Here is a 16,850-nt window from a genome sequence, read left to right on the forward strand (position 1 = left end):
GTGCGCGATACCCTCGCGAACTACGGTGCGGCCGGCCTGGCTTCCCTCGACTACACCAAGATCGGTTTCGTGAAGTAACTGTGCCGAGTTCCGGCCCGGCGCGGGCCCGCGACAAAACACAGGGGCGCAACGGCGGCCCCCCCCCCCCGCAACCCCCCGGCCTGGCCCGGGTTTTCGGGGCGTCTAGGGGATCAGCGGGTCGCGATGAGGGCGGACCCGTGGCCGAACAGGCCCTGGTTGACCGCGATGCCTGCGCGGGCATCGGCCACCTGGCGGCCCTCGGCCTGTCCACGCAACTGCCAGGTCAGCTCGCACACCTGGGCGATCGCCTGGGCGGGGATCGCCTCGCCGAAGCAGGCGAGGCCGCCGCTGGGGTTCACCGGCACCCGGCCGCCGAGGGTGGTCGCGCCGCTGCGCAGCAGTTCCTCCGCCCCGCCGGTCTCGCACAGGCCGATGTCCTCGTACCAGTCCAGCTCCAGCGCGGTGGACAGGTCGTAGACCTCGGCGAACGACAGCTCGTCGGGGCCGAGCCCGGCTTCCTCGTAGGCCGCGTGCGCGAGATCGGAACGGAACGGACGCTCCGGCGGCGCCACGGCCACCGCGGAGTCCGTCGCGAAATCCGGCAGGTCGAGCACGGTCTTCGGGAAGGTGGGGGTGACGGTCGACAGCGCCCGGATGCGCACCGGTTCGGCGATGCCGTGCCTGCGCGCGTAGTCCATCGAGGTCAGCACCAGGGCGGCGCCGCCGTCGCTGGTGGCGCAGATGTCGAGCAGCCGCAACGGGTCCGAGACGATCGCCGAGGCGGCGACGTCCTCGGCCGTCACCTCTTTGCGGTAGCGGGCGTACGGGTTGTTCAGGCCGTGCCGGGCGTTCTTCACCTTGACGGCGGCGAAATCCTCGAGCGTCGCGCCGTGCAGCGCCATCCGCCTGCGGGCGTACAACGCGAAATAGATCGGGTTGGTCGCGCCGAGCAGGTGGAAACGCAACCAGTCCGGATCGTCGCGGCGTTCCCCGCCGACCGGCTGGAAGAACCCCTTCGGGGTGGTGTCGGCGCCGATGACCAACGCCACGTCGGTCAGGCCGGCCAGGATCTGCGCCCGGGCGTTGGCGATGGCCTGGGCACCCGAGGCGCAGGCCGCGTAGCTGCTCGAGATCCGGGCGCCCGACCAGCCGAGGGCCTGGGCGAACGTCGCGCCCGCGACGAAGCCCGGGTACCCGTTGCGGATGGTGTCGGCCCCGGCGATGTAGCCGACATCCCGGTGGTCGATCCCCGCGTCGGCCAGCGCGGCGCGCGCCGCGACCAGCCCGTACTCGACGAAGTTGCGGCCCCACTTGCCCCACTGGTGCATGCCCGCACCGAGGACGGCGATATCGCGATTCGTGTCAGGCATCGACGGGCCTCCACATCCACACCGTGTGTTCGGCGTCCTCGTCCTCGTAGAGCACGCCGACTGTCAGTTCGACCGGCATGCCGACGGCCAGGTCGTCGACGGAGATCCCGCGCACCACCTGCCCGAGGATCACCATCTTCTCCACCTCGAGTTCCACCGCGGCCACGATGTAGGGCTCGAACGGCTCGGGTGAGACGTAGGGCGGCGGCGGCTTGTAGCGGGCGTCGGCGTACGACCAGATCCGGCCGCGCGTGGAGAACTGGTAGTCGACCAGTTCGGAGCCGTCCTTGGGGGCCGCGCACTGCGGATTGCGGCAAGCCAGCGTATTCCGGGGGAAGTACGGTGTGCCGCACACGTCGCAGCGACTGCCCTGGAGGCGTACCGCGCCGTCGTCCGCGGTGAACCAGCCCGCGACCGCGGGGCGTTGTTCTTTCTGCACCCGGCCGACGATATAGGAACACGTTCTATTTTGGTGCGGAAACTCGCACCACCGAGGCCCGGCGGGCGCTACCGTGAAGCCGGAAACCACCGATGGCCACCACCCTCGAGTCGATCTGGAGGACCGTTGGGCGCCGCCGCCATTGACCCGCAGACGATCTGCAACGTCACCATCATCGGAGACCCCGACGAGACAGCGCGCCTCCGGCGCCGCCTGCGCCGCGGCGGCCCGGAGTCCGGCCCGATCCCCTGGTCAGTCGACGGTGCCGAGCACACCGTCCACCTCGCCGAACTGTCGAGCCGTGCGCCCGTCGCCGAGCTCGAGCGCTCGATCCGGGTCGCCGACGGGGTGATCACCGTCGTGCACGCCGCCGTCCGGCGCGCGCCGCGGCTCGAGTCCATCCTGCGCATGGCCGATGATCATCAGGTCGCCCGTCTGTGCCTGGTGACCGGGCTCGACCATCCCGCCGCCGATTTCGATCGCTGCGTGCGCGCCATCGCCGACATCCGCGGTGCCGTGCCGGTGGCGCTGCACTCGCCGATGGGCGCGGGACCCGGTTTCGAGGGCGTGATCGACGTGGTGCCGATGTGGTCGCTCGCGCCGATGGCCGCCGAATTCTTCGGCGACCATTGGCCCGTCGCCGAACGGCGCTACCGCGACCTGATGACCGCGGTGCTGGAACAGGACATCGCTTCGGCCGTGGTTCCCGCCGAGCAGCTGGTCGACCGGATCCGTCGACTCACCCACATCGGCGAAGCCGTCCCCGTGCTGTGTGACCCGGCGCCCGCCGTTGACGACGTCGCCCCGCTCTTGGACGCGATCGTCCGCTATCTCCCGTCGCCCCTGCACGTGTGGCAACCCGAGCACTCCCTCGACTGCTGAGCCACGGCCTACCACGATGGTCGAAACATCCTGCGGGGCCGCCTGTTCGGTATCACGCCTGGTGAGCGGGCGGCCGGGTCCTTCCCGGTACGATCGAGCCGAGGCGGGTGGCCCGCCGAGGACAGGGGTGGCGCATGAGTTCTGAGTCGCGGACTCGGGCAGGTGGCGACGGGCGTTCGCTCCTGCTGCCCGCGGTGTCGGCAGTGGTGCTCGGCGGTGCCTTCGTCCTCGCCCCGCGCATGCTCGCCGGGAGTGCGCCCGGCGGTGGACTCCACGACGAAAACGACGTGCGCAGTGCGGTGCGAGCGGGCTTCGTCGAATACTGGGACACCGGCGACCGGGCGCTGTCCTCCGCACTGGCCGCGACCGTCGAGTACTGGTCTCGCTATCACCTGGCCAAAGCGGTGCTCGCCGGGCTGTTGGTGATCGTCCTCGTGACGCTGAGCGTGCGGCTGTGGCGGGCATTTCTCGTGGCGGAACGGCCGGTCCGGCTCGGCGTGGTGAGCGGTCTGGTGACGGCGCTGGCGCTGTTCGCTGTCGTGGCGACGATGGCCAATATCCAGGGTGTGGTGGCGCCCTACGCCTCGACGCTGCCGATGCTGACCGAGCCACCGGTCCACCGGGAACTCGCCGGAGTCCTGAATCAGCTGACCCGGAATCTGGCGGACTCGATTCACGCCGACGGCACGCTGCTGCCCGCGGTGGCGGTGCTGCTCGACGACTTCGTGCGCTACCACCAGGCCATGATCGCGATCGCCTGCGTCACGGCCGTCGCCTTCGTCGCCGCCGGTGTCCGGCTGTGGCGCGCGCGGGCCGGTGCGGAGGATCGACGGGCGCGCCGGACCTTCGCCGCGCTGGCGGCGGTGACCGTCGCGGCCGCGGCGGCCTCGGCGGTGGTCGCGCTGGCGAACATCACCACGGTGGCCGATCCGGCGCCCGCGCTGCTGGCGCTGTTCACAGGCAGCTGGTGAGCCGCTTCAGGCGAGCATCTCGTCGTCGCCGCCGAATTCCTGGTGGTAGCGCTGGGCGCGGGCGAGCATGCGGTGGATTCCCGCGATCATGCGCTCGGCGGGCAGCGGTTCGGCGATGATCGGGTCGCCCGTTTTCACGTAGTAGCGTCCGTCGTCGTAGTCCATCCACCAGAAGGCACGGCCGGGGCTGGGGCGGGCGTCGACGGCGGGCCCGGAGAAGGCGGAGATCTCCCCGAACGCGCGGCGCTTGCGATGGAAGATGCGGTTGAGCTGCTCGGCCGAGCTGAGTCGGCCCGCGCGGTACTCGAAGTGTTCCTCCTCGGCGGCGAGCTGCTCGCGCCGCACCTCCACCGGCGGCTTGGTGCCCGGCTTCGCGCGCGGCAGGGCAGCGACGGTGAGCGCGGCGACCTGGCCCGCGGTGCAGTAGGTCAGGGTGACGTCCCCGCCCGTGTCGGCCGCGGTGCCCGGCGCCTGTGCCAGCGTCGCCCCCCGATTGCCGCGAATCGCGCCGTGGAATCGAATGACGTTCGAATCATCCTGGCCGACGAACCCTTTGGACTCGATCCTGGCGTCGGGGTCGAGCAGCACGGTCAGCGCGTGCTCGATCGCCGGATCGTATTTGCGCAGCAGGCTTTCGACGGCGGCCTCCCGATGTGCCTTCAACGCGTCGAACTCGGCGATGTCGGTGCGGTACTGCAGGGGGTAGGGGAGGCGGTCACGCCCGTAGCCGGACCACAGGATCTCGAACTCGGAGCCGGTGAACTCAGCGTGCTGCACTGTCGCGGTCTCCACCGATCTCGACACCCACACACCCTCTGACGCCCGGTCCGACCGCCGTCCGTGCACGTTCCCGCACTGTCATCTCGACCTATCCCCTCCTGGCATAGACAGCAGCGCTCGTCTCGAGCGGTGACGGCGGTGTCGAGTCTAGTCGGTGGTGTGCTCCCTCACTCGGCCGCGCAGGGAGCGGTGGCGGTGATCGAGAATCGCACTTCCCGCTTCGGCCCGGCCGTCTCCCGCCAGGACGCGACCGAGAATCCCCGACTGTCGGTGTAAGTCTTGCTCATCGGATCCTGGGCCGGGTTCTGGCTCGGGGTGAGGGTGAAGCCGCGTGTGGTCAGCGCCGCCAGGTTTGTCAGCGCGCGATCGATGAATTCCTGCGGCGGGTCGACCACGGTCTGCTCGTAGCGGGGCCGCCACGGCGGACCGGCGGCCGCGATGTCGGTCATCTTCGACCGACAGCCCTCGCTCACGTCGACCGCGCCGGGGTCGATGGTCACGGGCTCCGGCCAGACCAGGGAGAAGTTGTCGGCGACGATCGGTCGGGCCGCGGCCACCGTGAGACCGCTGCCCGCCAGGACGTCTTCGTTGCTCGGGCCCTGCTCGCCGTTGAACGTCTCCTCCAGCGAACAGCTCGTCAGGACGACCATCGCGAGCGCCGCCAGCGCGGCGCGGGCCCTCATCGGATTCCGATCCGGGCGCCGGGGCCGGGATTGTCGGTGATCCGGGGATCGGCGTAGGGGTCGAGTTCGAGGCCGAGGGCCGCGGCCGTCTGCGCCGCCGCGGCCGCCTTCGCGGCGTCGAACCCTTCCTTGCCGCCGTTTCCGTTGTCGCCCAAGCCGATATCGACGACGTCGGTCTCGATGCCGCGTTCCACGTAGGCGGTCGCGCCGGTTCCCGCGATGACGCCCGCGATGTTCTCGAACGCCGTCGACCGGGGGTCGTTCCAATAGCCGCCGTGGCCGTCGGTGCCGAAGATGACCTCGCCTGCCTCGTGACCGTCGCGCGCGCTGCCGTAGAACCCGGTGTCGAGGCGGATGACCCCGGGCGCCTCGTCGGGGTCTCCGCCGAGGGCTTCGGAGGCGTGCGGGTTACCCGGTAGCCGAATGCCGCCCGGGACGGTGAGCCCGCTTTCGGGGTAGGACTGCACAACGCCGATCAGGTCGCCCGGCGCGGTCATCGAATAGCGCCGGACATCGGGATTCGGATTGTTCCAGCCCGTGTCGAACACACCGGTGCCCGCCGACGACGCGTGCAGGATCCGGTCGGCGCGCAGCCCCAGCTGTTCGGCGGAGCCGACGATCGAGCCGCCGTAGGAGTGACCCACATACGTCACCGGCGTGCCCGGCATGCTCGTGGCGACCTCGCGGTCGAGCTCGCGGCCGAACTCGACCAGCCGCGGCGCCATGTCGGCGGCGAAGCGCGGGCTCGGGGCACCGTCGGAGAGGCTGGTCAGGCTCTGCGGGAAATCGCCCTCCATGTACAGGAACACGGGGCCGCCGGTCTTGTCGGCGAGATTCCAGGCGGCGACGTGATTGGAGCCGGAGCCGTTCAGGTTCGTCGAGGTGCCGGGCACGTACACCCCGACGCCGGGCGCACCGGCTTTCATCTCACCGAGCATCTCGATCATCCGGCCGTTGCCCTCGGTACTGAACATGACGAACTTGCGATCGACCATGTCCAGGCGCGGCGTCGCGGTCGCGGCGGCCGTGGTGTCGAGCGTGCCCGTCCCCTCCGGATTCGGGATGGGCGCGAGCATCGCCTCGAGCTGTTTCACGCGGGACTCGTCCGGGTCGGCTTTCGCCTTCTCGGTGGTCAGCGCGTTGCGGATGACGATCTCGTTCGCCTCGACGCGCATCGAGAACGGCACCCCGTTGAGATTGCCCAGCTTCTCCGGCGCCGCGATCACCAACTGCCGCTGCGCTTCCGGGCTCAGCCCCGACAGGAAGGCGGCGCGCTCGTCGGCGGACATCGCGGCCAGCTGGATCGCGACCGCGTCGGGGTCGCGGACGGTGCCGTCGGGCAGGGTGATGTCGGGTTGGCCGTCGCGCATGGCAGTGAGGTCGGCCAGCGACTCCTTCAGGCTGGTGCCGAACTGGTTGTCCAGCCGCTCGATCTCGTCGAGCCCACCGAAGAGGTTGAGCTGGAAGACGCCCGCCGCGCCCTCCTTGTCGGGGTCGGGGTGCGATACCCGGCCGTCGGGTTCGACCGAGAACCCCTGGCCGACGGCGAGATCGCGCTGGCCGAGCACGTAGGTCCTGGCGTGGTTCAGGCCGAGATGAGCGTCGGCGGCCGCGTCGGCGATGCGCAGGAGCACGGTGCGCACTTCGTAGCCGTGGTCGACTTCCTCATCGATGCGCCTGCCCGCGGCGTCCCTGGTGTGGCCGTGCCACGACCCGAGCGCCGAGACCGCGCGGGAGCAGTCGTCGACCGAGGCGGACACGACATCGGCGTTGGCGCGAGCGGCATCGGCGGTGCGCTGCAGGCCGGCGAGGTTCCAGCCGTCCAGCTGGGGAATCGTGGGCCGCATCAGCGGGGGCTCAGCTTCCCGATCTCGTCCGCGACCGCGCCGTCCGCCGCCTGGATGTCGGCCGAGAACGTGTCCACGAGGTCGGCCAGGGTGGTGAACCTGGTCGCGATGGCGGTCATGGCCTGCTGCGCCGGATCGGCCAGGGCGCGCGCCGCGGCGAGGACATCGCTGCCGTCGCCCGTGGCCTCGCCGCTCGCCGTCCACGGCAGCGCGCCGACCTCGCCCGCCTCCCGCCGCCACGTCGTGGCCAGCGTCGCCAACTGATCAGGTTCCACACCCAGCGTGCTCACGAATCCCCCTGCCGCGCGGATCGGTCTCGTCGTGAAGGTTGGACGGGCCACGCGAAGCGGGGGTTCCATGGTGTGACATGAGTCACATCGGCTAGACGGAGGCGGGCTGGTCCTTCGTCGCGGCGGCGTGCTCGCACACGCACTCGCGACAGGTGCCGAAGATCTCCAGGGTGTGGCTGACGTCGGTGAAACCGTGCTCACCGGCGATCGCCTCGGCCCACGCCTCCACCGTCGGACCGGCCACCTCGACGGTGCGGCCGCAGTGGCGGCACACCAGGTGATGGTGGTGGCCGCTGGAGCACTGGCGGTAGACAGATTCCCCCGAGTCGGTGCGCAGCACGTCGACCATGCCCGCGTCGGCCAGCGACTGCAGGGTCCGGTAGACGGTGGTCAGGCCGATGCCCTCGCCGCGTTTGCGGAGCTCGTCGTGGAGCTCCTGGGCCGAGCGGAATTCGTCGATGTCACCGAGCAGCGCCGAGATCGCGCTGCGCTGACGGGTGCTGCGAACTCCGACCTGCTTCGCGGCGGGATTGTCTGCCAACGGTTTACCCTTCCTCGGCGTGGGCGACGGCATCGATGACGATATGCGCCAGGTGGTCGTCGACGAGTTCGTAGAGCACCTCGCGGCCCGAGCGTTCGCCGTGCACGACGCCCGCGGACTTGAGGATGCGCAGATGCTGGCTGACCAGCGGCTGGGTCACCCCGAGCGCGTCGACCAGCTCGTGCACGCAGCGCGGCGACTCGCGCAACTGCAGCACGATCGCGATCCGCACCGGCGCGGCCAGCGCGCGTAACAGCTCACCCGCGTCCTCGAGCACCTGGCGGGCGGGAACCGTCGCCGGGGCGGGGGAGTGATACGGGCTGTGCGCGTGCGCGGCCGTGGCATCGGTGGTCATCAACCAACTCCTTAATGGAAACCGATGCCATTTTGACATGCAAAAGTGCGCATGTCGAATGTGGCGCGCGAACGACCGCGAGGCGAAGCGGCCGGCGGCATTCCCCCGTGCGGTGCAAAAGGGTTTGGCCGGTGCCGATACCCTTGTCGTCAGTACTGTCCGACTCCCTAGGGATGGAGAAATCTCGCGTGGCACCCAAGTCGAAGGTGGACACCGTTGCCAACCTCGCCAAGCGCCGGGGCCTGGTTTACCCGTGCGGTGAGATCTACGGAGGCACCAAGTCGGCGTGGGACTACGGTCCGCTGGGCGTCGAACTGAAGGAGAACATCAAGCGGCAGTGGTGGCGCAGCATGGTCACCAGCCGCGACGACGTCGTCGGCCTCGACTCCTCGGTGATCCTGCCGCGCCAGGTCTGGGAGGCCTCCGGCCACGTCGAGACCTTCTCCGACCCGCTGGTCGAGTCGCTGCACACGCACAAGCGCTACCGCGCCGACCACCTGCTCGAGGCCTACGAGGAGAAGCACGGCCACCCGCCGGCCAACGGCCTGGCCGACATCAACGACCCCGAGACCGGCCAGCCCGGCAAGTGGACCGAGCCGAAGAACTTCTCCGGCCTGCTCAAGACCTTCCTCGGCCCGGTCGACGACGAAGAGGGCCTGCACTATCTGCGTCCCGAGACCGCGCAGGGCATCTTCGTCAACTACAAGAACGTCGAGACCACCGCGCGCAAGAAGCCGCCGTTCGGCATCGCCCAGATCGGCAAGAGCTTCCGCAACGAGATCACCCCCGGCAACTTCATCTTCCGCACCCGCGAGTTCGAGCAGATGGAGATGGAGTTCTTCGTCAAGCCCGGCGAAGACGCCGAGTGGCACAAGTACTGGATCGAGACCCGCCTGGCCTGGTACACCGACCTCGGCATCGATCCGGACAACCTGCGCCTCTACGACCACCCCAAGGAAAAGCTGTCGCACTACTCGGCGGGCACCACCGACATCGAGTACCGCTTCCGCTTCCAGGGCAGCGAGTGGGGCGAGCTCGAGGGCATCGCCAACCGCACCGACTACGACCTCAAGACGCACTCGGAGCACTCCGGCACCGACCTGAGCTTCTTCGATCAGGCCTCCGGCGAGCGCTACATCCCGTACTGCATCGAGCCGGCGGCCGGTCTGACCCGTTCGCTGATGGCGTTCCTGGTCGACGCCTACGCCGAGGACGAGGCCCCCAACGCCAAGGGCGGCGTCGACGTGCGCACGGTGCTGCGCCTGGACCGCCGCCTGTCGCCGGTCAAGGCCGCGGTACTGCCGCTCTCGCGCAACGCCGACCTGACCCCGAAGGCCAAGGACCTCGCCGCCCAGCTGCGCCGCAACTGGAACGTCGACTTCGACGACGCGGGCGCCATCGGCCGCCGCTACCGCCGTCAGGACGAGATCGGCACCCCGTTCTGCATCACGGTCGACTTCGACACCCTCGACGACCAGGCCGTGACGATCCGCGAGCGTGATTCGATGGCCCAGGAGCGCATCGCGCTGGACAAGGTGGAGAGCTACCTGGCCACCCACCTGCTCGGCGCCTGATCCGTCGCTGACCGAAGCCCGCGCCCGCACCCGGCGCGGGCTTCGTCGTGTCGCGGGCCGGTCGCGGCGGCCGCGTGTCGTGCGGGCGATCACACTGCGTACCCGACGGTTTGCGTCCGTCGGCCGCGTGCCGCACAGTGTCCGGTGTGCTGTGGGAACCGGAAGACGTGGTGCGGGTACTCGACCCCTCCGAACAGCGATTCGTGCGGCACGCCACCTACACCGGACGTTCGGTGACGGTGCGCGGTGAACTGGACGCGGCGGCGCTCGGCGCGGCCTTCGCGGCCTTGCAGCGCGCCTTCCCGATCCTGGTGGCCCGGATCGTCGAGGACGCCGAGGAGAACGGAATCCTGTTGCGCCCCGGGCACATCGACCCGGTCGGCGCCTGGGTGAGTTTCGGTGATCCCGACGAGGTCAGGATTCCGACCGAGTCGATGGATCCCGCCGATCAGCTGGCGTATCTGGACGCGGTTCTCGCCGAAGAGGATCGGGCCAGGGTCACGCTGTTCGTGCATCACGCCGTCGCCGACGCCGGGCACTGCGTGGAACTGTTCGCGCGGCTGTGGGACTACTACACCGACCATGTGGAGACCGGGACTATCGCGGCCGCCGCCAGGGCGTACCCGGTGTCGCTGGAATCGCTGCTGGCCCAGCGGGGGACCGTGCGCGGCCCGCGGTCAGGGCTCGAGCCCATCGTCCGGCCGCTGGTCGTCGCCGACGCCGTCGGGGTGATCGAGCCGTCGCCACCCGCCACGCCCGCCCTGGCTCGGCCCGCTCGAATCCAGTTGGACCCCATCGAGACCGCGTGGGTCCTGGACCTGGCGCGTACTCATGCGGTGAGTGTGAACGGCCTGGTCACCGCGGCTGCCCTGCGTGCGTTCGCGACGCTCTACGGCGTGGAGGAGGTGGGCTGCCTCTATCCCGTCGACCTGCGCAGGCGCCTGGATCCGCCGCTCGCGCCCGCCGCGGGCACCAACATCTCCGGCCTGGCCGCCTTCACCACCGAGGTGACCGGCACCGACGACCTCGTCGCGCTCGCCCGCCGGATCGGTACCGCCCTGCACGACGACTTGGCCGGCGGCGTGATCGAACAGTCGGTCCTGCACTTCCCCGACTTCTTCGGGCCCAGCCGCGTGCACTCCACCGCCGGACACATCGCGCTGACCAACACCGGGACCGTGCCCACCTTCCGCGCGCCCACCGGCCTGATCCTCGACGACTACGAGATCGTCTACCTCTCGGCGCACCCCCGCCCGTCCACCGGCGCCTCGGCCGCCGTGACGTTCCTCGTCTACACCTATCTGGGCCGCCTCACCCTGGCCAGGCTCGGCGGCGGCCCACGGGCGACCGAACTGCTGCCCGCGCTCGCCGCCGAGCTGACCGGCCACCCCGCCGCCGCGCGAGCGGCCAGCGCTTAGCCCCCCGCGACCATCTCGTCGAACGCGATCATGAGCGCGTCACCGTGCTGTGGGCACAGCCCCCGGGTGGCCGCGCCCAGGAGATTGCGCGTCTCCGGCTCGGAGAATCCACCCTCCGTACCGAATTCGATGACCTTGCCCACCACCTCGGGGCTCACGCCACGCGAGTCGAACACCGCGCACATCGCGTAGCCCACGTCGAGCAGGCCCTCGTCGGCCTGCCACAACAGCGACGGCGAGTAGTTCCGCGCCGTGTCGAGGAAGAGCTTCTCGCCCTCCGGATCCGCCGCCTGGGCCAGGCCGGCGCCCGCCAGGACCATGGCACACGCGGCGGCCGCAGCGGTGACCTGATACTTCAGCATGAATCGCGTCCTCGTTCGATCGATCTGCCGTAACCCTAGATCGACTGTCCGACAACAATTCCCAAGCCACGATCAACGCGGGGTGATCGGCTCCTGGAGTTCGGTGACCCAGTCGGCGGGGTCTGGTGTCCACTCCAGTGTTACCTCGCGGACCGGCGCGGCGGTGCGGTATCCGTTGTCCTCCACCCAGCGGCCCAGCGCCTGCCACGCCGCGCCGATCCCGGCGACGTCGCCGTGGTGCACGGTCGTCGCCACCTTCTCGACCGCGGGCAGATCGACGATCGAGAATCCCGGCGCCGCATCGGGTTCCACGTTCACCGGCACGCACGCGTGCACGCCGACGGTCCCGTCGTCGCGCGCGTCGTAGTAGGCGATCACCGGTCCCGCGATGGCGATACCCGCCCGCGCGAGCCGATGTCAGGGTCAAGCGCGGGTCAGAATCGGCCGCCCCGGCTCACCCGGCGCGACCCCGAGGACCCGCCGTACGACCCCGGCCGGTACCCGCCGCCGCCGAATCCGCCGCCGCCACGGCGCGTCGCGCCGCCGATCGAGCCGCGCAGGAAACCGTCGAGCAGGATGCCCCCGAGGACGGCACCCGCCTGCGAGCCGCCGCCCGCCACCGGTTGACGCGATTCCCAGGCCCGCACGCTCGCCTGCGCCTGTTGCAGGGCTTGCCCGCCCAGCCCGGCGGCGGTCTGCGCGCTGACCAGCGCGCGATCCGGGGCGGAGGCGGCGAGCCCGCGCGCCTCGGTGAGATGACGCTGCGCCTCCGCGAGCCGGGTGCGCGCCTCGGCGTCGACGCCACCGCGCCGGGTGGTGATGAACGAGGACGCGGCGGCGACCCGCGCGTCCGCGTCGGTGAGTGCGCGCTCGAGCCTGCGGCGCAGATCCTCCACCGCGAGTTTGCGATCCGAGGCCGCCGCGATCGCCCGGTCCAGCTCGGCGTCGGCCGACACCGCGTCGTGGAACGCATCGAGCGGGTCGGTGTCGGCGGTGGCCGCGGCGCGGTCCGCCGTCGTGGTGGCGGTGGTGACGGCGGCGGCCAGTTCGGCACCGCCGAATTCGGTGAGGCCGGCGGCGACGGTGAGGTCGGCGCGCAATTCGTCGAGCGCGGCGGGCAGTCCGTCGCGCGCCTGCTGGATGTTCGTCGCCGCCTGGTCGACCGCGTCGAGCAGGGCGCGGGCCTGGCCGATGGCCGCCTCGGCACCGCGGATCGCGGCGACCGCGCCACCCTGCCGGCCCACCGGCTGGGTGAGCGCGGCGCGGGCGGTGTCGATGTTGTGCTCGGCGAAGCGGATCCGCTCGGTGGCCATCCGCACGTTGTCGGCGATCGGGGCCAGCACCGTCGCCGGATGGGCCGCATTCAGCCGGGCCAGTTCGGCTTCGGAGGCGGGTTGCCGTGCGGTCAGGTCGACGATGTCGCGGGTCAACCCGTCCAGCCGCGCGGGCGCGTCGATGAGCAGGTCGCGCATGGCGTCGAAATCGGCGACCTGGGCGTCGAGTTCACGGTCGGCCTTGCCCGCCGTGGACAGCAGTTCGACGAGCAGGGCGCGCTGCTGGTCGGGGGTTTCGGGGATGGCGTCGTCGAGTTGCTGCCGGATCGTGAATGCTTTCGCGGTCGCGGCCCGGGCGGCGTCGAGGGCGGCGCGGAACGGAGTCACCGCGGTCTCCCCGAATTCGGCGGTGGCCAGCGCCAATTCCTCGTCGCTGGTGCGCACCGCGTCGTCGATCTCGACCAGCCGCTCGCGGGAGAGCGCGTGCAGCGTCGGCAGCGACAGCTTCGCCAGGGCGGACGAATCGGCGGGATCGAGTCCGCGCGCGGTACTGAGCTCGGCACGATCGGCGTCGCGACGCCGCTTGCGGGAGAACAGGATCAGCGCGCCCGCGCCGGCCACGACCACCAGACCGATGCCGATCAGCCAGCCCCACGGCACACCGGTGCCGCGCATCGCCGCGCCGATCCCGTCGGCGGTGTCGACCCCGGCCTGCGCCCATTTCCGGTCGCGCAGCGCGGGTTCCACCGTTGCGGCCAGCAGCGAATCCAGTTCGCCGTCGCTGACCTCCGTGGGCAGGGTGCCGTTCAGCCAGTAACCCCGGTCGTCGACCGCGACCGCCAGCAACAGGTCGCGATCGCTGAAGCCGGACAGCTCGGCAGTGCGCTCTGCCCAGTCCCGTGGCGCCATCGACGCGAAGTCGCGCACGTAGATCACCCACAGCTTGACCTGGTGCTCGCGGTAGAGCCGGTCGACCGCCTCGAGCACCCGACTCTCGTCGGCGCCGCTGAGCACGTCGGCTGAGTCGACCACCTGCGGACCCATCCGCGACGGCGGTTCGGCCGTGGCCGTCGGCGCGCACAGCAGACTCAGCGCGGCGAGCAGCGCGCACAGCAATCCGGGGGCCGAACTCTTCAGCGACGGCGGCATGTGTCGAATCTAACGGGCAGCGCCCGCCCACGCGGGTACGACGGCGCGAGGCGTGGCTTCTACGATCGGCGCATGGTCACAGTCGATCGCTCCTACACCGGTCATGTCACCGCGGGTGGCCCCGCCGAACAGCGCGATGTCCCCGGCGCCCGCATCGTGAAGATGTCCGTCGGCCCGATGGACAACAACACCTACCTCGTGCAGCACACGGCCACCGGCGCCACCGTCCTCATCGACGCCGCCAACGACGCCACCCGCATCCTCGAACTGGTCGGCCAAGAGGCTCCAGGCCGGGTCGAACTGCTGATCACCACCCACCAACACCCCGACCACTGGCAGGCGCTCACCGAGGTCAGCACGGCGCTAGCGGTGGAAACCGCCGCCCACCCCCTCGACGCCGGCTCCCTCCCCGTCCCACCGGACCGTCTCCTCGCCGACGGCGACACCGTGCAGCTGGGCGAGCTGTCCCTCGCCGTCATCCACCTGCGCGGCCACACCCCCGGCTCGATCGCCCTCGCCCTGGTCGACGAGGGCAACCGCACCCACCTCTTCACCGGCGACTCCCTCTTCCCCGGCGGAGTGGGCAAGACGCACAGCCCGGCCGACTTCGACACCCTCCTCACCGACGTCACCACCAAGCTCTTCGACCGCTACCCCGACGACACGGTCGTCTATCCGGGCCACGGCGACGACACCACCCTCGGCACCGAACGCCCCCACCTGGCCGAATGGCGCGAACGCGGCTGGTGACGCGGTCCATTCAGCGCAGGGAGAACGCCGGCCCGGTGAGGGTGAGGCCGAGGTCGGTGGCCGCGAACACCGCGAAGAACACCAGCGCGGCACCGGCGAGGGCGATGTCCTTGTTGAAGTGCACCATCTCGTGCTGTCTGGTCTCGGCGTCGGTCTCGGTCCAGAACGCGTGCATGCGGAAGGCCGTCGGGACCAGGAAGACCGCCAGGAGCAGCGCTCCGACATCGCCCCAGGCACCGAGCAGGACGCTCGTCCCGGCGATCAGCATGACCACCCCGGAGGAGTACACCGCGACTCGGGCCGCGGGCACCCCGCGAGCCGCCGCATATCGCGCGGTGTCCTCGGCTGCGGTCAGGTGACCGATGGCCGCGCCGATGAACAACGCGGAGAACAGGATCCGTCCGATCAGGACAACGACGCTCATGGCTCCACCCGACCATCGGGACGGACACCGCGTCCAAGTCCGATCCGTGCGCGCCCGATACCCGGCGGGTATCGTCGCAGCTCATGGATTTGCGTCTGCTGCGATATTTCACGGCGGTGGCCGATGAACTCCACTTCGGTCGCGCGGCCGCCCGGCTGCACATGACCCAGCCGCCGCTGAGTAGAGCGATCAAACAGCTCGAGATCGATCTCGGTGCCACGCTGCTGCGCCGTTCACCGTCCGGTGTCACCCTCACCGCCGCCGGTGCCACGCTCTACGACGAGGCGCGCGAGTTGCTGGCCCGGGCCGATCAGCTGCGCCACTCGGTCGCGGCGGCGGCGGGCGCGTCGGTGCTGACCATCGGGACCATCGCCGAGGACGCGGGCGCCCGGCTCGCCGCGGCCTACCGGGCCCGGCATCCCGAGGTCCGGATCCGCATCAGGGAGGGCGATTTCGCCGACCCGACGGCGGGATTGCGCGCCGGGCTCGTCGACGTCGCCCTCACTCGCACGCCCTTCGACGGCGCCGGTCTCGGCACCCGGGTACTGCGGACCGAGCCGGTCGGTGCCGTACTGCGCGCCGAGGATCCGCTCGCCGGCCGCGCGAGCCTGCACCTGAGCGACCTCCTCGACCGGCAGTGGTTCCAGCTGCCCGCCGACGCCGATCCGGTCTGGCGTCGCTACTGGTCCCATCCCACCGACCCGGACACCGGTCCGGTGGTACGCACCGCCACCGAGTGCAGGCAGACGGTCCTGTGGAACGGCACCGTCGGGCTCACCCCGCTCGGCCATCCGGTGCCCGCGGGCCTCGCCGTGGTCCCGCTCGTCGACAAGGCGCCGAACAGTCTCGTGCTGGCGTGGCGCGGCGGCCCGCCGAGCCCGCTGGTGCGCTCGTTCGTCGAGCTGGCCGCGACCGTGTCCTGGGACGATGACGCACCCGCCGACGGGCGTTCACCGGACCGGAATCGGGCGGTGACCGCTGGCCTGATCGGCTGTCGGCCCGACCTGGCAGACTGATCAGGATGAGATCGGGTTTCCCGCGCACGACCGCTCCCGCCCCGGCCGCTGCCCGCCCACACGGGTTCGGGTCCGCGGTGTCGCGCTGGGTCGGCCGGTTGATCGCAGGCGCGGTGCTCATGGGGATCGTGCTGGTCGCCGGCACCGCGGTGCGGGTCTGGCAGGTCGCGCGGATCGACGACTACACCGCGGCCGACGCGATCGTGGTGCTCGGCGCCGCCCAGTACTCGGGCACGCCGTCGTCGGTGTTCGAGGCGCGGCTCTACCAGGCCTGGCGGCTCTACGAGGCGGGCGTGGCGCCGCGGGTGATCACCGTCGGCGGGAAGCAGGAGGGCGACCTCTTCACCGAGGCCGCCTCCGGCAAGCGCTACCTCGAGGACAAGGGCGTGCCCAGCGAGGACATCCTCGCCGTCGAGACCGGCTCCGACACCCTGCGCAGCGTCGAAGCGGTGGCGACCGCGATGCGGGCGCGCGACATGTCATCGGCCGTACTCGTCAGCGATCCGTGGCATTCACTGCGCACCAGGACGATGGCTCGCGACGCCGGCTTGGACGCGTGGACCGCGCCGACCCGCACCGGACCGGCGGTCTACACCAGGGAATCGCAGTTCCACGGCATCGCCCGCGAGACCGGCGCGCTGCTGTGGTACCAGCTCACCCATTTCTCGGCAGACTTCTCATACACGGCGGGACAGTGAGATCCG

19 protein-coding genes are annotated in these 16,850 nt (G+C 70.7%); 7 read left to right on the forward strand and 12 right to left on the reverse strand.

Going from position 1 to position 16,850, the window contains the following annotated elements; translation table 11 throughout:
• Positions 1-191: 191 nt before the first annotated feature.
• Positions 192-1,391, reverse strand: a complete 1,200-nt coding sequence (locus tag QH270_RS20375) for a lipid-transfer protein (protein ID WP_280344853.1) — start codon at positions 1,389-1,391, stop codon at positions 192-194.
• Entirely contained in the window at positions 1,384-1,830 is a 447-nt protein-coding gene (locus QH270_RS20380; protein WP_280219515.1) for a Zn-ribbon domain-containing OB-fold protein, read from the reverse strand. Before QH270_RS20380 ends, QH270_RS20375 begins: the two co-directional genes overlap by 8 nt.
• Positions 1,831-1,956: 126 nt before the next feature.
• Here QH270_RS20380 and QH270_RS20385 point away from each other — a divergent pair, with 126 nt between their 5' ends.
• Positions 1,957-2,712, forward strand: coding sequence for a GTP-binding protein (locus QH270_RS20385; protein WP_280344856.1), 756 nt, complete (start codon positions 1,957-1,959; stop codon positions 2,710-2,712).
• Between the two features lie 134 nt (positions 2,713-2,846).
• Positions 2,847-3,683 (forward strand): hypothetical protein, encoded by an 837-nt coding sequence (locus tag QH270_RS20390; protein ID WP_280344859.1) that lies wholly within the window; start codon positions 2,847-2,849, stop codon positions 3,681-3,683.
• A gap of 6 nt (positions 3,684-3,689) precedes the next feature.
• On the opposite strand, the gene QH270_RS20395 is transcribed toward QH270_RS20390, so the two are convergent.
• From QH270_RS20395 to QH270_RS20420, 6 genes are all read right to left on the reverse strand, one after another.
• On the reverse strand, positions 3,690-4,487 hold the full coding sequence (locus tag QH270_RS20395; protein WP_280344861.1) for an ESX secretion-associated protein EspG: 798 nt from the start codon (positions 4,485-4,487) through the stop codon (positions 3,690-3,692).
• A gap of 143 nt (positions 4,488-4,630) precedes the next feature.
• Positions 4,631-5,146, reverse strand: a complete 516-nt coding sequence (locus QH270_RS20400; protein ID WP_280344862.1) for a hypothetical protein — start codon at positions 5,144-5,146, stop codon at positions 4,631-4,633.
• Positions 5,143-6,993, reverse strand: coding sequence for an alpha/beta hydrolase (locus tag QH270_RS20405; RefSeq protein ID WP_280344864.1), 1,851 nt, complete (start codon positions 6,991-6,993; stop codon positions 5,143-5,145). Before QH270_RS20405 ends, QH270_RS20400 begins: the two co-directional genes overlap by 4 nt.
• Entirely contained in the window at positions 6,993-7,283 is a 291-nt protein-coding gene (locus QH270_RS20410; protein ID WP_280344866.1) for a hypothetical protein, read from the reverse strand. The genes QH270_RS20405 and QH270_RS20410 overlap by 1 nt, the downstream gene beginning before the upstream one ends.
• Before the next feature lie 91 nt (positions 7,284-7,374).
• Positions 7,375-7,857, reverse strand: a complete 483-nt coding sequence (locus QH270_RS20415; RefSeq protein ID WP_280344869.1) for a Fur family transcriptional regulator — start codon at positions 7,855-7,857, stop codon at positions 7,375-7,377.
• Positions 7,829-8,179 (reverse strand): ArsR/SmtB family transcription factor, encoded by a 351-nt coding sequence (locus QH270_RS20420; RefSeq protein ID WP_110039590.1) that lies wholly within the window; start codon positions 8,177-8,179, stop codon positions 7,829-7,831. Before QH270_RS20420 ends, QH270_RS20415 begins: the two co-directional genes overlap by 29 nt.
• Positions 8,180-8,352: 173 nt before the next feature.
• On the opposite strand from QH270_RS20420, the gene QH270_RS20425 reads away from it, so the two are divergent.
• Together QH270_RS20425 and QH270_RS20430 are read left to right on the forward strand one after the other, a co-directional pair.
• Positions 8,353-9,753: a glycine--tRNA ligase gene (locus tag QH270_RS20425; RefSeq protein WP_432420391.1), complete on the forward strand. Its 1,401-nt coding sequence runs from the start codon at positions 8,353-8,355 to the stop codon at positions 9,751-9,753.
• A 146-nt stretch (positions 9,754-9,899) separates the two neighbouring features.
• Positions 9,900-11,171: a phthiocerol/phthiodiolone dimycocerosyl transferase family protein gene (locus QH270_RS20430; protein ID WP_280344875.1), complete on the forward strand. Its 1,272-nt coding sequence runs from the start codon at positions 9,900-9,902 to the stop codon at positions 11,169-11,171.
• Here the strand turns inward: QH270_RS20430 and QH270_RS20435 are convergent.
• The 3 genes from QH270_RS20435 to QH270_RS20445 form a co-directional block, all read right to left on the reverse strand.
• Entirely contained in the window at positions 11,168-11,533 is a 366-nt protein-coding gene (locus tag QH270_RS20435; protein WP_280344878.1) for a DUF732 domain-containing protein, read from the reverse strand. The genes QH270_RS20430 and QH270_RS20435 overlap by 4 nt on opposite strands.
• A 72-nt stretch (positions 11,534-11,605) precedes the next feature.
• On the reverse strand, positions 11,606-11,911 hold the full coding sequence (locus tag QH270_RS20440; protein WP_280344880.1) for a GyrI-like domain-containing protein: 306 nt from the start codon (positions 11,909-11,911) through the stop codon (positions 11,606-11,608).
• A gap of 56 nt (positions 11,912-11,967) precedes the next feature.
• Positions 11,968-13,956 carry a TPM domain-containing protein gene (locus QH270_RS20445; RefSeq protein ID WP_280344883.1) on the reverse strand — a complete coding sequence of 663 codons (1,989 nt, stop codon included), beginning with the start codon at positions 13,954-13,956 and terminating at the stop codon, positions 11,968-11,970.
• A gap of 72 nt (positions 13,957-14,028) precedes the next feature.
• On the opposite strand from QH270_RS20445, the gene QH270_RS20450 reads away from it, so the two are divergent.
• Entirely contained in the window at positions 14,029-14,706 is a 678-nt protein-coding gene (locus tag QH270_RS20450; protein ID WP_280344886.1) for an MBL fold metallo-hydrolase, read from the forward strand.
• A 10-nt stretch (positions 14,707-14,716) separates the two neighbouring features.
• Here the strand turns inward: QH270_RS20450 and QH270_RS20455 are convergent, their stop codons facing one another.
• The gene (locus QH270_RS20455) at positions 14,717-15,130 is read right to left on the reverse strand and encodes a DoxX family protein (RefSeq protein WP_280344889.1); all 414 of its coding nucleotides are present in this window, start codon (positions 15,128-15,130) and stop codon (positions 14,717-14,719) included.
• A gap of 83 nt (positions 15,131-15,213) precedes the next feature.
• Between QH270_RS20455 and QH270_RS20460 the strand changes: the two genes are divergently transcribed.
• Together QH270_RS20460 and QH270_RS20465 are read left to right on the forward strand one after the other, a co-directional pair.
• Positions 15,214-16,146 (forward strand): LysR family transcriptional regulator, encoded by a 933-nt coding sequence (locus QH270_RS20460; RefSeq protein WP_280344892.1) that lies wholly within the window; start codon positions 15,214-15,216, stop codon positions 16,144-16,146.
• 119 nt (positions 16,147-16,265) lie between these two features.
• Positions 16,266-16,844 (forward strand): YdcF family protein, encoded by a 579-nt coding sequence (locus tag QH270_RS20465; protein ID WP_280345017.1) that lies wholly within the window; start codon positions 16,266-16,268, stop codon positions 16,842-16,844.
• Positions 16,845-16,850 lie beyond the last annotated feature (6 nt).

Source organism: Nocardia neocaledoniensis (assembly GCF_029868625.1).
GTDB lineage: Bacteria > Actinomycetota > Actinomycetes > Mycobacteriales > Mycobacteriaceae > Nocardia > Nocardia neocaledoniensis_A.

Coding starts and splice junctions, on each gene's coding strand:
- QH270_RS20375 (WP_280344853.1), bottom strand. CDS start 1,391: ATGCCTGACACGAATCGCGATATCGCCGTCCTCGGTGCGGGCATGCAC.
- QH270_RS20390 (WP_280344859.1), top strand. CDS start 2,847: ATGAGTTCTGAGTCGCGGACTCGGGCAGGTGGCGACGGGCGTTCGCTC.
- QH270_RS20400 (WP_280344862.1), bottom strand. CDS start 5,146: ATGAGGGCCCGCGCCGCGCTGGCGGCGCTCGCGATGGTCGTCCTGACG.
- QH270_RS20405 (WP_280344864.1), bottom strand. CDS start 6,993: ATGCGGCCCACGATTCCCCAGCTGGACGGCTGGAACCTCGCCGGCCTG.
- QH270_RS20415 (WP_280344869.1), bottom strand. CDS start 7,857: ATGCCGTCGCCCACGCCGAGGAAGGGTAAACCGTTGGCAGACAATCCC.
- QH270_RS20420 (WP_110039590.1), bottom strand. CDS start 8,179: ATGACCACCGATGCCACGGCCGCGCACGCGCACAGCCCGTATCACTCC.
- QH270_RS20425 (WP_432420391.1), top strand. CDS start 8,353: ATGGAGAAATCTCGCGTGGCACCCAAGTCGAAGGTGGACACCGTTGCC.
- QH270_RS20435 (WP_280344878.1), bottom strand. CDS start 11,533: ATGCTGAAGTATCAGGTCACCGCTGCGGCCGCCGCGTGTGCCATGGTC.
- QH270_RS20445 (WP_280344883.1), bottom strand. CDS start 13,956: ATGCCGCCGTCGCTGAAGAGTTCGGCCCCCGGATTGCTGTGCGCGCTG.
- QH270_RS20450 (WP_280344886.1), top strand. CDS start 14,029: ATGGTCACAGTCGATCGCTCCTACACCGGTCATGTCACCGCGGGTGGC.
- QH270_RS20455 (WP_280344889.1), bottom strand. CDS start 15,130: ATGAGCGTCGTTGTCCTGATCGGACGGATCCTGTTCTCCGCGTTGTTC.
- QH270_RS20460 (WP_280344892.1), top strand. CDS start 15,214: ATGGATTTGCGTCTGCTGCGATATTTCACGGCGGTGGCCGATGAACTC.
- QH270_RS20465 (WP_280345017.1), top strand. CDS start 16,266: ATGGGGATCGTGCTGGTCGCCGGCACCGCGGTGCGGGTCTGGCAGGTC.